The organism is Pseudomonas turukhanskensis, assembly GCF_027922365.1.
Taxonomy (GTDB): Bacteria; Pseudomonadota; Gammaproteobacteria; order Pseudomonadales; family Pseudomonadaceae; genus Aquipseudomonas; species Aquipseudomonas turukhanskensis.
In genome coordinates this window covers 355,726-367,570 of record NZ_BSFN01000003.1, presented here as the reverse complement: position 1 = coordinate 367,570, position 11,845 = coordinate 355,726, and the positions used below count along the sequence as shown (strand labels likewise).

Here is an 11,845-nt window from a genome sequence, read left to right as displayed (position 1 = left end):
AATCAGGTGCCTGTAAGGGGGCCGGGAACTCGCGTCAACAATGCCATTTTACCGGCGTCAGAAACACTCCTCATCAAATTCATTAAAGCGCTCTAAGTCGAGGCATAGCGGCGGATTTACGAGCCAAAAAAGTGCCAGGCTGCGCCATCCTTTCGGTCGTACAAAAAGGCTACGAATGTCCGAATGATTCCGATAAGCTCGGTCGTACTTAGCCACTGTCGGTATTGCTCAAGGAACGAAAAGTGGCACATGGACAACAGGCTGCGATGACCTATCGCGCCGACATCGATGGCCTGAGGGCCGTTGCCATTCTCTGCGTCGTTCTCTTTCACGCATTCCCCGCCAAGTTACAAGGCGGTTTTATCGGGGTTGATATCTTTTTCGTCATCTCCGGTTTTCTGATTTCCAGCATCATTGTGCACAGCTTGATGCGCAATGAATTCAGCTTCGCGCAGTTCTACGCCAAGCGCGCCAAACGTATTTTCCCTGCCCTTCTCGCCATGCTCTGCGGCACGTACGCCTTCGGCTGGTTTGCGCTCTTGCCGGACGAGTTCGCCCAACTGGGCAAACACATCGCAGCCTCCACGACCTTCTTGCAGAACCTGGTGCTGTACCAGGAGGCCGGCTATTTCGATGTGGCGTCCGATTTCAAACCGCTGATGCACTTGTGGTCGCTGGCGATTGAGGAGCAGTTCTATCTGCTCTATCCGCTGCTGCTCTGGGCGGCGTGGCGGGCGGGATTGAATGTGTTGGCGATTATGCTGGTGTTGGCCCTAGGTTCTTTTGCACTGAACGTTCTGCGCGTTCAACAAGACCCCAACGGCACCTTTTTCTTTGCCCAAACGCGCTTCTGGGAGCTGCTGGCAGGTGCAATTCTGGCTTACCTGCAGCTGTTCCGGCGCGCCGAGCTGTCGGCGTTTTTGCAACGCAGCCTGTTGCTGGCGCGCCTGTATCCTGGGCCCGAGCAGGCGGCCAAACGTGTGGCGCTGCTCAACAATCTGCTCGCCTCGCTGGGGGCTGGCCTGCTGGCCGCCGGTTTGCTGTGCATCGACAAAGGCAGTCTCTTTCCCGGCTGGTATGCGCTGTTGCCGGTGGGCGGCACGCTCTTGCTGATTTTGGCCGGGCCCGCTGCATGGCTTAATCGCACGGTGATGGCGCACCCGTTGATGGTGGCGATCGGGTTGATCAGCTACCCGCTGTACCTGTGGCACTGGCCCATCCTGTCTTTCGCCAGAATTCTGGAAATGGGCGAGCCCAACCGCTGGGTAATTGTGGCGGCCGTAGCCGCCAGTTTTCTGCTGGCCTGGCTGACGTACCGCCTGCTGGAACTGCCGCTACGCCGCAGCAGAATCGGTCGGTCACCCACCGCCTGGGCGAGCACCGCGCTGGTGGTTGTCGGGGTTGTGGGCATAACCACTTTCAAACAGGGCGGCATGGCGGAGCGCGCCGGCATGCAAGCGCTCGCACGGCAGAACCATGGGGTCAAATTCGAGGATTTCGCCTGGGATACCAGTGCGTCGAAGTATGGCGAGTGCAGCGTTGGCCTCACCGACGATGAGCCGAAAATCGGCTACTGCAGCGTTTCCAAACCCGGTAAAACGCCGTCCATTGCCTTGATCGGTGACAGCCACGCCGACGCGATCTTTCAGGGCATCGCCAAGAACGACGATCGCTCCTGGCTGCTGATCGGCAACTACGGCTGCCCGCCGGTGACCGACGTCAACGTGCGCGCCAGCTACGGCAACTGCGAAGACCTGATGGAAAAGGCCGTCGACTACGTGGCCAACAACCGGGACATCACCACCGTGGTGCTGTCGTTTTTTGCCAGTTATGTGCTCGACACCCATTACCCACACCACCTGCAAGAAAACGGCAGCAAGTCCAATGGCGTCTCCATCACCAGCGACGCGTCGTCGTTCACCAGCAAGCCGGAGCTGTTCTACTTCGGTTTGGAGCGCACGGTGAGCCAGCTGGAGGCCGCCGGCAAACAAGTGCTGATTACCATCGACACCCCTGAATTGCCGTTTTCGCCACGCCATTGCATCGACCGGCCCCTCGCGGAAAAAAACATCGATTGCGTGGTGGCCCGCCGTGATGTGGAACAGCGCCAGGCTGTGCACCGGGCGCTGCTGCAGAGGCTGGTGCAGGCGCACCCCAATACCAAGCTGTACGACCCCATTGGCCTGGTGTGCGATGCCGCGCTGTGCCAGGCCATCGTCCACGACGTGACGGTCTACCGTGATGCGCACCACCTCAGCCTGCGCGGCAGCGACCTGTACAGCAAAAACTTCTTGCCCTGGCTCAACACCAACCAGCATGGGCCCCGCGCGCAGCCAAGAACCGATAAGCTGCGCTAAGCCACGCCACCCCGTCTTGTACGAGGCCTCTGGCCATAATGCCCATACGTGAGGACGCATCCGCCATGGACCTCTATTCCTATTACCGCTCTACGTCATCCTACCGTGTGCGCATTGCACTGGCGCTCAAGAGGCTGGCCTACCACGCACTGCCGGTCAACCTCGTGGCCCATGGCGGCGAGCACCTGGCGCCGGCGTATCGCGCGCTCAATCCACAAGGCCGCGTGCCGACGCTGCGCACCGACACGGGCGAGTTGCTGATGCAATCGCCGGCCATCATTGAATACCTCGACGAGTGCTACCCGAACCCGCCCCTGCTGCCGGCCGAGCCGCTGGAGCGCGCGCGGGTACGCAGTGTGGCCGCGCTTATTGGCTGCGACATCCATCCCTTGCACAACGTGGCGGTGCTAAAGCGCTTGCGAGGTTTGGGGGTTGATGAGGGCGATGTAACGGCCTGGATCGGCCACTGGATCAGCGAAGGCTTTAACGCCGTGGAACAGATGATTGGTGACCACGGCTTCTGCTTTGACACGCCCGGCCTGGCGGACGTTTACCTGGTGCCGCAGCTGTATGCGGCGCGGCGGTTTGCCGTGGACCTGGCGGCCTATCCGCGCATTCTTCGCGTCGAAGGCGCGGCGCTGGAGCACCCGGCGTTTCAAACCGCGCACCCGGCCAACCAGCCGGATACGCCGGCTTGACTCACTGCGGGTGAGTGCCCGCCATGCGCGCGGTAATAGCCTTGGCCGTGGCATCGAGCCGCGCCAGCGCCGCCGTGCGGTGTTCATCAATCAGCACCGAGGCCGCGCCGATCACGGTGAGCACCCCCACCAGGCGGTCGCCGGTGGCGAACAAGGGTGCCGAAAGCGCGTTAACGCCCGGCATCAACAGGCCCTGAATCTGGTTGAGGCCCGTGGCACGAATACGCGCCCGGCGTGCATCGGCATCTGCCAGCACCTGCTTGCGAAACGCCGCACCACCGCGCTGCAATTCTGCTTCGCGCATGTCGTGCAACACCGGGTCTGCCAAAAAGGCATCAAACACCATGCCCGTGGAGGAGTTCAGCAACGGCAACACCGACCCCACGCGGGTCACCAATGTCACCTCGCCCACCGCTTGCTCGATGTGCACAACGGTCGGGCCCTTGTTGCCCCACACCGCCAGAAAGCAGGTTTCGTTCAGGGCTTCGCGCAGTGACACCAGATGCGGCGTGGCGATGCGCACCACGTCCAGGCGACCAAGGGCAGCCAGGCCGACGTACAAGGCTTCGCGGCCCAGGCCATAGTGATTGGTAAGCGGGTCTTGCTCGGCGAAGCCGCTGGCAATCAGGGCTTGCAGGTAGCGGTGCACCTTGGCCGCCGGCATGCCCAGGTGCTCGGCCAGGTGCGACAGCGAAGTCGCCGGCGCCAGATCGGCCAGTGCTTTGAGAACGCCCGTGCCGACCTCGGCAGACTGGACCTTCTGCTGGCGGTTTAGCGGTGAATCTATCGGTTCGCTTGTCATCAAACTGGGGCCTCTGCACAGGGCCGCTTTATCGCTTGACCCCGGATGACAGTAAAATTACGTTATGCGTAATTGATTTACAAAAATAAATACGTCAATCGATGGTGGAGGTCGCCATGCTTTCCCACTCCGACTCACCGCTTTACCAAAGCGGCTTCGGCAACGAATTCAGCAGCGAGGCCCTGGTTGGCGCCCTGCCTGTGGGCCAAAACTCTCCGCAACGCCACAGCCACGGGCTGTACACCGAATTGCTCTCGGGCACCGCCTTTACCGTGCCCCGCACCGAAGCGCGGCGAACCTGGCTGTACCGCATCAAACCCTCGGCCAACCACCCACGCTACGAGCGCGCCGCCCGGCAGATCACCGGCGCCGTGCTGGGCCCGGTGACGCCCAATCGCCTGCGCTGGAACCCACCGGCCATTGCTGGCAGCGCTACCGACTTTATCGACGGCCTGGTGACCATGGCCGCCACCTCGCCTGCCGAGCAGGCAGACGGCATCACCGTGCACCTGTACACCGCCAACGTGTCCATGCAACGCGCCTTTTTCAATGCCGACGGTGAGTGGTTAGTAGTGCCGCAACAGGGGCGCTTGCGGATGGTCACCGAGCTGGGTGTGTTAGAGGTGCAGCCGCAGGAAATTCTGCTGCTGCCGCGCGGCATGAAATTTCGCGTGGAGCTGCTGGATGCCGAGGCCCGCGGTTATATCTGCGAGAACCATGGCAGCGCCCTGCGCCTTCCTGACCTGGGCCCCATTGGCAGCAATGGCCTGGCCAACCCGCGTGATTTTCTGGCCCCCGTGGCCCACTTCGAAGACCGCCGCGAACCCTGCGAGCTGGTGCAGAAGTTTCTCGGCGAACTGTGGACCACACAGCTCGATCACTCGCCGTTCGACGTGGTCGCCTGGCACGGCAACAACGTGCCGTACAAATACGACCTGCGCCGCTTCAACACCATTGGCTCGATCAGCTACGACCACCCGGACCCGTCGATTTTCACCGTGCTCACCGCCCCCAGCGCCGTGCATGGCGTCGCCAATGTCGACTTCGTGATCTTCCCGCCGCGCTGGATGGTGGCGCAGAACACCTTCCGCCCGCCGTGGTTCCACCGCAACATCATGAACGAGTTCATGGGCTTGATTGACGGCACCTACGACGCCAAGGCCGAGGGCTTTTCGCCGGGCGGCTCGTCGCTGCACAACTGCATGAGCGCTCACGGGCCGGACAACGCCACGGTAGAAAAAGCCATCGCTGCCGACCTGCAACCGCACAAAATCGACGGCACCATGGCCTTTATGTTCGAGACCTCTAAAGTGCTGCGCGCCACCCGCCACGCCCTTGAAAGCACCGACCTGCAAGACGATTACGACACCTGCTGGGCGGACATCAAAAACACCTTCACAGGAGACAAGGCATGAGCCGTTTGCACAGCCGTCGCAGTTGGGTTGAGTCGGCCAACGGCCACCCGGACTTTCCCCTCGACAACCTGCCCTTCGGCGTCTTCAGCCCGGCCGGCCTTGCACCCCGTGCCGGCGTCGCCATCGGTGATTACATCTTCGACCTGAGCGCCGCCGGTGCCGCCCAGCTCTTCACTGGCGATGCCTTACGTGCGGCCAACGCCGCCACCGGCGAGGGGCTCAATGCCCTGTTCGCCCTGGGCAGCGGCCCACGGCGGGCACTGCGCGACGCGTTGTTGGCCCTGCTCGACGAAGCCAGCCCGCGCCGCGACGAACTGCTGCACCGGCAAGCCGACTGCCGCCTGCACTTGCCGGCGCATATTGGTGACTACACCGACTTTTACGTCGGCATTCACCACGCCGAAAACGTCGGCAAACTGTTCCGCCCAGACAACCCGCTGCTGCCCAACTACAAGTACGTGCCCATCGGCTACCACGGCCGCGCCTCCACCGTGGGCGTCAATGACATGCTGGTGCGTCGCCCGCTGGGGCAAACCCTGGCGCCGGGCAACACCGCGCCGAATTTCGGTCCCAGCAAGCGCCTGGACTATGAGCTGGAACTGGGCATCTGGATCGGCCCCGGCAACGACCACGGCCAGCCGGTGCCCATTGGCAGCAGCCACGAACAAGTCGCGGGTTTCTGCCTGCTCAACGACTGGTCCGCCCGCGACCTGCAAGCCTGGGAGTACCAGCCATTGGGGCCCTTTTTGTCGAAGAGCTTTGCCACCACGGTATCGCCCTGGGTCGTAACCCCCGAAGCGCTGGAACCCTTCCGCCAAGCGCAGCCCCCGCGCCCCGACGGCGACCCGCAGCCCCTGCCCTACCTGTGGGACGACCACGACCAACGAACCGGCGCCCTGGCCATTGAACTGGAAGTGCTGCTGCTTACCAACGCCATGCGCGAAGCCGGCCTGGCCCCCGAGCGTCTGGCGCTGAGCAACACGCTCAACATGTACTGGACCGTGGGCCAGATGATCAGCCACCACACCGTCAACGGCTGCAAACTGCAAGCCGGGGACCTGCTCGGCAGCGGCACCTTGTCCGGCCCGCAACGCAGCCAGCTCGGCAGTCTGCTGGAGCTCACCGAAGGCGGCAAAAATCCCCTCACCCTCGGTAACGGCGAAACCCGCACCTTCCTGCAAGACGGCGATGAAATCATTCTGCGCGCGCGCTGCACGCGCGAAGGATTTGCCTCGATTGGCTTTGGCGAATGCCGCGGCCGGGTGAGCGCAGCGCTGTAGGTCGGGTGCTTTTCGTAGGGTGTGCTACGCGCACCTTGCGTTAGCCCGGCAAACCTGGCAATGCGTTAAACGTCCAGCTTGGTCAAGGCGCCACGGAAGGAAAGCCAAGGCGAGCCTTGTTTTTCAACGCGTCAGCGGCGTTGAGTTCCATGGGGCTCATGTGAACCAGGCCGATGGTGAGGCCAAATTTTCTGAATACAGCATCCAGGGTCGCGAGGGTCGGATTGCCGCTGTCGACCTCCAGCTGCGACAGCGCCCGCTTGGAGATCTTGCAGGCTCTGGCGAACCGTTCCTGGTTGATGCCCAGCAGATTTTCCCGCAGACGTTTGACAGCGCCACCGAGCGTCAGCTTGCCCTGCGCAACCTCCTGCGCCACGCCTTGAATGTAGGCTTTGCGGTCTTCCAGAGACATCTCTTTCATATCAACCCCCATTCCTTCAGGCGCGTATCGAGGTTATTGAGCGGAATGCTTTGCGCATTGCGGACACGCTCCGGCAGGTTAGCCAACAGATCCGGCAGAGCACGCATGCGCTGAGCCTGCTCGCGCAGCGCATCGAAATACACATCAGCGGATGCACCGTGCGCCATGGCCTGGCAGGCCTGCCTCCAGTTCGGTGCGCCGGCCCTTTCATGGTCCCACTTCAACACCCTGGAAATGCCGTCAGGGTCGAGCACCATGGGAGCCAGGTCGTAGACAGGGGCTAGCTTCAGCTTGCCTGCGCCGCGAAGGATCGACATGTTTCGCCCGTGATTATCCGAGTTGCCCAGGATGCGGTTCAGTAGATCTCTGGCGATGTACTCGACGATCAAGTCGAACAACTCATCCGCTTGCCCCGCCATCGTCCAGATTTCAGCAAGACGGCCAAGCACGAACTCATGGCCCAGGAATGCGCCGTTCTCAGTCACATTACATAACGAGTAAATCGACTCAACCGGGTGACGAACAATGCCCTGCTCGGTTACCTCGCGGTCAAAGCGGGGCATCCACAAGCTGGGTCTGTGTTTACCGTCATCGATCAGCTCAAGGCCATCAGTCGAGATGGTGTTCATCCCGATCTCGGTGATCGCGCAGTAATAGTGGTACTCCGCTCTCAGGATGTCCTTGTCGACAGCGGCCGCTCGGTTTCTGGGGAATTTCACAAACCAGTGTCGCCTGGTCTGCTCAACCGCGAGCGTAGCCTCGGCGAACATCAGGCCGTCGTGGTTTTCCGCCAGCAACAGCTTAGGTGCCTCACCGCCTGCACCCGTCGCTCCGCCAATGGCTGCACCTTGCTCGTAGGCGTACTCGAGAAAATCGGTATTGCGCTCAGCTACCTCCTTGCGGGTGAAGCCCATGGGCTCCCCTTCATCCAGATAAGGAAGCGATTGCTTGATCCGCAGGTGGCCGATTGGCGAGGGTGTGCAGCGCTCAAGGAGGAACAGATCAAGGGCGATGCCCTCAGGCTTGCGGGCCGCAAAGCGCTTCTTTAGCGAACGAAATGCCGCGCCTGCGGGAATAATATCCAGCAGGAAGGCCGGATAGCCCTGCGAGTGGCTGATGTTCAAGTCCAGGCGATGTACAACGCTTATGGAGCTCTCGAAAAACGAGTTCTCGTGCTCGATATTGTTGACATAGAACGGCGTGAGGTAACCCGTGATGCAGGTTCCCTCATGGGGATTCAACGGATCCTGAAATGTCAGGCTATAGGCGTCTTGCCAGACGCCATCAGCGAACACCTGGACGGTTAGCTCTTTAGCCATGATGGAAGCCGCCATCAGCGCACTATAATGCTTCGAAGCATAGCCTTGGCGCGCGAATGGCGCAATATAATGCACCAAACAATTCAAAACCCGAGGCTTTAGCGCATTAAAATGCGCCAACAGAATATCCTTCGCCCTGCCCGAAGCGCTCGCGATAAAACGACGGCGCCAGGCCGACCGACTTGCGAAACGCCACACGAAAACTTTCCACGGAGCCAAAGCCACAACGTTCGGCGATCTGTTCGTTGTTCAGGCGCGAGCTTTCCAGCAACGCGCGCGCCTGGGTCATGCGTGCGTGCTGCAGCCAACGCTTGGGCGTCATGCCGGTCGCTTCGCTGAAGCGCCGTAAAAACGTGCGCTCGCTCATCAAGGCCTTGGCCGCCAATTGCGTCACCGACAGTGGCTCATTCAACCGCTGTTGCGCCCAGGCGAGCACGGCGGACAAGTCGTCTCGCGGGGTCTGCGCCACGGGTGCTGGAATGAACTGTGCCTGCCCGCCCGAACGCTGCGGTGCCATCACCAACCGCCGCGCCACGGTATTGGCGACATAGGCGCCAAAGTCACGCGCCACCAGGTGCAGGCAGGCATCGATGCCAGCGGCGCTGCCGGCCGAAGTGATCACCTGGCCGCTGTCCACATAAAGCACCGCCGGGTCCACCTCCACAGCGGGAAACCGTGCGGCGAGTTCGTCGGTATAGCGCCAATGCGTGGTGGCGCGCTTTGCATCCAGCAAGCCGGCGGCAGCCAGCACAAACACCCCCGAGCAGATCGACAGCAGCCGCGCCCCGCGCTCGTGGGCCAGCCGCAGCGCCTGCAGCAGCGGCGCGGGCGGCGCCTCTTCGCGATTGCGCCAGCCTGGCACGATGATGGTCCGCGCCTGCGTCAGCGCCTCAAGGCCGGCATCGGCCAGCACCTGAAAGCCACCCAGCGCGCGCATCGGCCCCTCGTCCACGGCGACGATGCAGTGGCGATACCAGGGAAAATCGAATTCCGGCCGGGGCAGACCAAAAATCTCCACGGCAATGCCGAATTCGAATGTGCACAAACCGTCATAGGCCAGAACGGCCACCAAACCGGGGTCGGTATGCATTTGGCGGAAAACTACCAGTTGATGTCGAGTTCGCCACTGTAGCGAGCCGGGCTGCGCAAATACAGTGAGGCCACATCAATCAGGAGTAACCGCCATGCCCAGCCTTGTCAGTGAGACCCCAGCCGCCGAACCTGCCGCCGCCCTCGCCCACTTCAGCAGCCGCTTGCGTTTTGAGACCGACTGCTCCGACGTCTTCCATAGTCAGCAAGGCGGCGAGCTCGACTATGTGTTGGTGGATGTGCGCGGCAATCAGGCCTTTGACGCCGGCCATGTACCGGGCGCCATCAACATCCCCAGCCGCCAGATCAGTGCCGAGCGCATGGCCGAGTTCGCAGCCGACACACTGTTCGTGGTGTATTGCGCCGGCCCGCACTGCAACGGTGTGCACCGTGCTGCCGTGCGCTTGGCGGCGCTGGGTTATGCGGTAAAGGAAATGCTTGGCGGCGTTACCGGCTGGCTCGATGAAGGGCTGGTTTTGCAAGGCAGTAACCCGTCGCCACGGGCCGACCACACGGCAATTTCCTGCGCATGTTGAGTGAGCCCCTTACGGTGCGTGCGGCCCTGCCGGCCGACGTACCGGCGCTGCTTGAACTGATGCGCGCACTGGCCGTCTTTGAAGACTATATCGAGGCATTTCGATTGGATGAGCGCGAGCTCATGGCCCGTGCGTTCGGCGACAACCCGCAGTGCCAGCTGTTCGTTGCAGCGGGCTGCGGGAAACTGGCCGGCTATGCCGTGCTGCTGGAAATTCCGTTTACCTTCGACCTGCGGCCCACCCTGGTATTGAAAGAGCTGTATATCGCCGAGGCCTTTCGCGGTGAGGGACTGGGCAAGGCCTTGATGCAGAAGGTGGCGCAATGGGGAACGGCCCGCCATGCCGGGCGTTTGAAGTGGGACGTGCTGGCGGGTAATAACAATGCCGAGGCGTTTTATCAGCGCCTGGGCGGCAGGCCGGACAGCAAATGGCGGGCGTATCAGATGGATGATCGTGCGCTTCAACGTTTGGCTGATCGGCATGCTGCGATTGGCCAGGATGGCAAAAGCATCGAGGCTGAAGCCTCTCCTACAGGTGACTGCGTTTCGGTGTAGGAGAGGCTTTTGCCTCGATGCGCGCTATCAGAACGACCCGGTCCAGCTCACGGCCACCCAGCGTGCCGGCTGCTCGCCTTCACTGGTGGCATTGAGCAACACCATCACGCGGCTATCGCGCATCAACCACGCCGCGCCGAGCTGGCTGCGCACCCAGGCGCGGTCGCTTTGCTCGGCAGCCAGTCGAAGATGCTGCGACTGCCAATAGGCATCCACTGGGTCGGCATCATCATGAACACGGCGAACGCCTTCAACGCCCGCCAGCAGTTGAAGGTGATCGGCCAACAGGTAGTTGCCATTGACCCCCACACGCAGCTCGGAAACGCTGCTATCGCGCTCACCCAGCGACATGGGCTGGCTGCCACCGGACTCGGTATAGGAGCCAATGCGCGTCTGCACGTAGTTCAGGTCGACATAGGGCGAGAGCGTCACGCCCATGGGCCGCCACAGGCCTTCCCAGTCCAGACGGGTGCGCAGCGCGGCGGTATCGACGCCGGGCGAAGCGCTGGAGCCTTCGCTGCCCAACAGCGTTGAATAGCTGCGGCTCACGTCCGCATCGCCATGGTTGTAATAGGCGGTCAGCGTCGACCAGAGATCAGGCGACAGCGCCGTGACTGGCGCGATGAATTCCACCAGCAGGTAAGTGCCGCGCTGGGTGATTTCATTGCCCGCGCCGGCGTTATCACGGACACGGCTCTTGCCGATGGCGGCGCCCAACTGCGCGCCGTTTTCCGTCAGGCGCTGGCAACCGCCCACCTCGGCAACGCCAACCGAACCGTCGGCACCGCCGAGGTTATCGCCACCCCAGTCACCGGCCAGCCAGGCGCACTGTTGCTTGCCAGCGGCCACGCGAAAATCCAGGGGGTGACCATGGTTGCCGCTCAGCACCAACACTGCCGAATCCACGGCGAGTTTTGACAAGCCACTGGCCTGGCGGGCCAGGCCATCCAACCCGGCCGGCTGCACGACGGCCTGCACCGCCGCCAAGTGAAGGGTCGATTCTTTCTGGATGTTGTAGTCCGAAAGCGTGCGGCCGTCCTCCAGCAACTTGCCGGCAAAGATCAGCTTCTGTTTCTCGGGCGCAATGCCTTCCTTTTCCTGAATCTTGGATTTGACGTTCTCGATCGAGTCACTGGGCTCCACTTCCAGCGAGATGGTTTTGCCGGTTTGCGTCTTGACGAATATCTGCATGGCAAATGCCGGCGTGGCTATGCCACAGGCCACTACCAGCAACAAGGCGCGAACAAAAAGGGGGACTCGAACGGTAGGCAACATCACGAAAGGCACCAGCTAGACGGTAAAAAGCCGGCGATAGTAGCAGAGTAACATCACTCAGATAAGCACGATGCTGGGATGAATCGTGTCTCGCCAGCC

General features: G+C 61.9%; 11 protein-coding genes. 6 read left to right on the top strand and 5 right to left on the bottom strand.

From position 1 onward, the window contains the following. Nucleotides 1-266 precede the first annotated feature (266 nt). Both PKE98_RS08055 and maiA read left to right on the top strand, forming a co-directional pair. Nucleotides 267-2,357 (top strand): acyltransferase family protein, encoded by a 2,091-nt coding sequence (locus PKE98_RS08055; RefSeq protein WP_271194743.1) that lies wholly within the window; start codon nt 267-269, stop codon nt 2,355-2,357. Between the two features lie 65 nt (nt 2,358-2,422). After that, nucleotides 2,423-3,055, top strand: coding sequence for a maleylacetoacetate isomerase (gene maiA, locus PKE98_RS08050; protein WP_271194742.1), 633 nt, complete (start codon nt 2,423-2,425; stop codon nt 3,053-3,055). Between the two features lies 1 nt (nt 3,056). Here maiA and PKE98_RS08045 read toward each other — a convergent pair whose 3' ends face one another. Continuing rightward, nucleotides 3,057-3,857 carry an IclR family transcriptional regulator gene (locus PKE98_RS08045; protein WP_271194741.1) on the bottom strand — a complete coding sequence of 267 codons (801 nt, stop codon included), beginning with the start codon at nt 3,855-3,857 and terminating at the stop codon, nt 3,057-3,059. A gap of 116 nt (nt 3,858-3,973) precedes the next feature. Between PKE98_RS08045 and hmgA the strand changes: the two genes are divergently transcribed. After that, nucleotides 3,974-5,272 (top strand): homogentisate 1,2-dioxygenase, encoded by a 1,299-nt coding sequence (gene hmgA, locus PKE98_RS08040; RefSeq protein ID WP_373877823.1) that lies wholly within the window; start codon nt 3,974-3,976, stop codon nt 5,270-5,272. After that, nucleotides 5,269-6,552, top strand: coding sequence for a fumarylacetoacetase (gene fahA / locus PKE98_RS08035; protein ID WP_271194739.1), 1,284 nt, complete (start codon nt 5,269-5,271; stop codon nt 6,550-6,552). Before hmgA ends, fahA begins: the two co-directional genes overlap by 4 nt. Nucleotides 6,553-6,634: 82 nt before the next feature. Here fahA and PKE98_RS08030 read toward each other — a convergent pair whose 3' ends face one another. The 3 genes from PKE98_RS08030 to ftrA are packed head-to-tail and all read right to left on the bottom strand — an operon-like array spanning nt 6,635 to nt 9,382. Further along, the gene (locus PKE98_RS08030) at nt 6,635-6,964 is read right to left on the bottom strand and encodes a helix-turn-helix domain-containing protein (protein WP_271194738.1); all 330 of its coding nucleotides are present in this window, start codon (nt 6,962-6,964) and stop codon (nt 6,635-6,637) included. A 5-nt stretch (nt 6,965-6,969) separates the two neighbouring features. Beyond that, nucleotides 6,970-8,412 carry a HipA domain-containing protein gene (locus PKE98_RS08025; protein ID WP_309298744.1) on the bottom strand — a complete coding sequence of 481 codons (1,443 nt, stop codon included), beginning with the start codon at nt 8,410-8,412 and terminating at the stop codon, nt 6,970-6,972. Beyond that, the gene (ftrA, locus tag PKE98_RS08020) at nt 8,399-9,382 is read right to left on the bottom strand and encodes a transcriptional regulator FtrA (protein WP_271194737.1); all 984 of its coding nucleotides are present in this window, start codon (nt 9,380-9,382) and stop codon (nt 8,399-8,401) included. The genes PKE98_RS08025 and ftrA overlap by 14 nt, the downstream gene beginning before the upstream one ends. A gap of 94 nt (nt 9,383-9,476) precedes the next feature. Here ftrA and PKE98_RS08015 point away from each other — a divergent pair, with 94 nt between their 5' ends. Next, nucleotides 9,477-9,917, top strand: coding sequence for a rhodanese-like domain-containing protein (locus PKE98_RS08015; RefSeq protein WP_271194736.1), 441 nt, complete (start codon nt 9,477-9,479; stop codon nt 9,915-9,917). Continuing rightward, nucleotides 9,911-10,471: a GNAT family N-acetyltransferase gene (locus tag PKE98_RS08010; protein ID WP_271194735.1), complete on the top strand. Its 561-nt coding sequence runs from the start codon at nt 9,911-9,913 to the stop codon at nt 10,469-10,471. The genes PKE98_RS08015 and PKE98_RS08010 overlap by 7 nt, the downstream gene beginning before the upstream one ends. Before the next feature lie 27 nt (nt 10,472-10,498). Here PKE98_RS08010 and PKE98_RS08005 read toward each other — a convergent pair whose 3' ends face one another. Then, nucleotides 10,499-11,662, bottom strand: a complete 1,164-nt coding sequence (locus tag PKE98_RS08005; RefSeq protein ID WP_271194734.1) for a ubiquitin-like protein — start codon at nt 11,660-11,662, stop codon at nt 10,499-10,501. Nucleotides 11,663-11,845 lie beyond the last annotated feature (183 nt).

Bases quoted from the DNA above. Each gene is read 5' to 3' on its own strand.
- PKE98_RS08055 (WP_271194743.1), top strand. From the start codon at position 267: ATGACCTATCGCGCCGACATCGATGGCCTGAGGGCCGTTGCCATTCTC.
- maiA (WP_271194742.1), top strand. From the start codon at position 2,423: ATGGACCTCTATTCCTATTACCGCTCTACGTCATCCTACCGTGTGCGC.
- PKE98_RS08045 (WP_271194741.1), bottom strand. From the start codon at position 3,857: ATGACAAGCGAACCGATAGATTCACCGCTAAACCGCCAGCAGAAGGTC.
- hmgA (WP_373877823.1), top strand. From the start codon at position 3,974: ATGCTTTCCCACTCCGACTCACCGCTTTACCAAAGCGGCTTCGGCAAC.
- fahA (WP_271194739.1), top strand. From the start codon at position 5,269: ATGAGCCGTTTGCACAGCCGTCGCAGTTGGGTTGAGTCGGCCAACGGC.
- PKE98_RS08030 (WP_271194738.1), bottom strand. From the start codon at position 6,964: ATGTCTCTGGAAGACCGCAAAGCCTACATTCAAGGCGTGGCGCAGGAG.
- ftrA (WP_271194737.1), bottom strand. From the start codon at position 9,382: ATGCATACCGACCCCGGTTTGGTGGCCGTTCTGGCCTATGACGGTTTG.
- PKE98_RS08015 (WP_271194736.1), top strand. From the start codon at position 9,477: ATGCCCAGCCTTGTCAGTGAGACCCCAGCCGCCGAACCTGCCGCCGCC.
- PKE98_RS08010 (WP_271194735.1), top strand. From the start codon at position 9,911: ATGTTGAGTGAGCCCCTTACGGTGCGTGCGGCCCTGCCGGCCGACGTA.
- PKE98_RS08005 (WP_271194734.1), bottom strand. From the start codon at position 11,662: ATGCAGATATTCGTCAAGACGCAAACCGGCAAAACCATCTCGCTGGAA.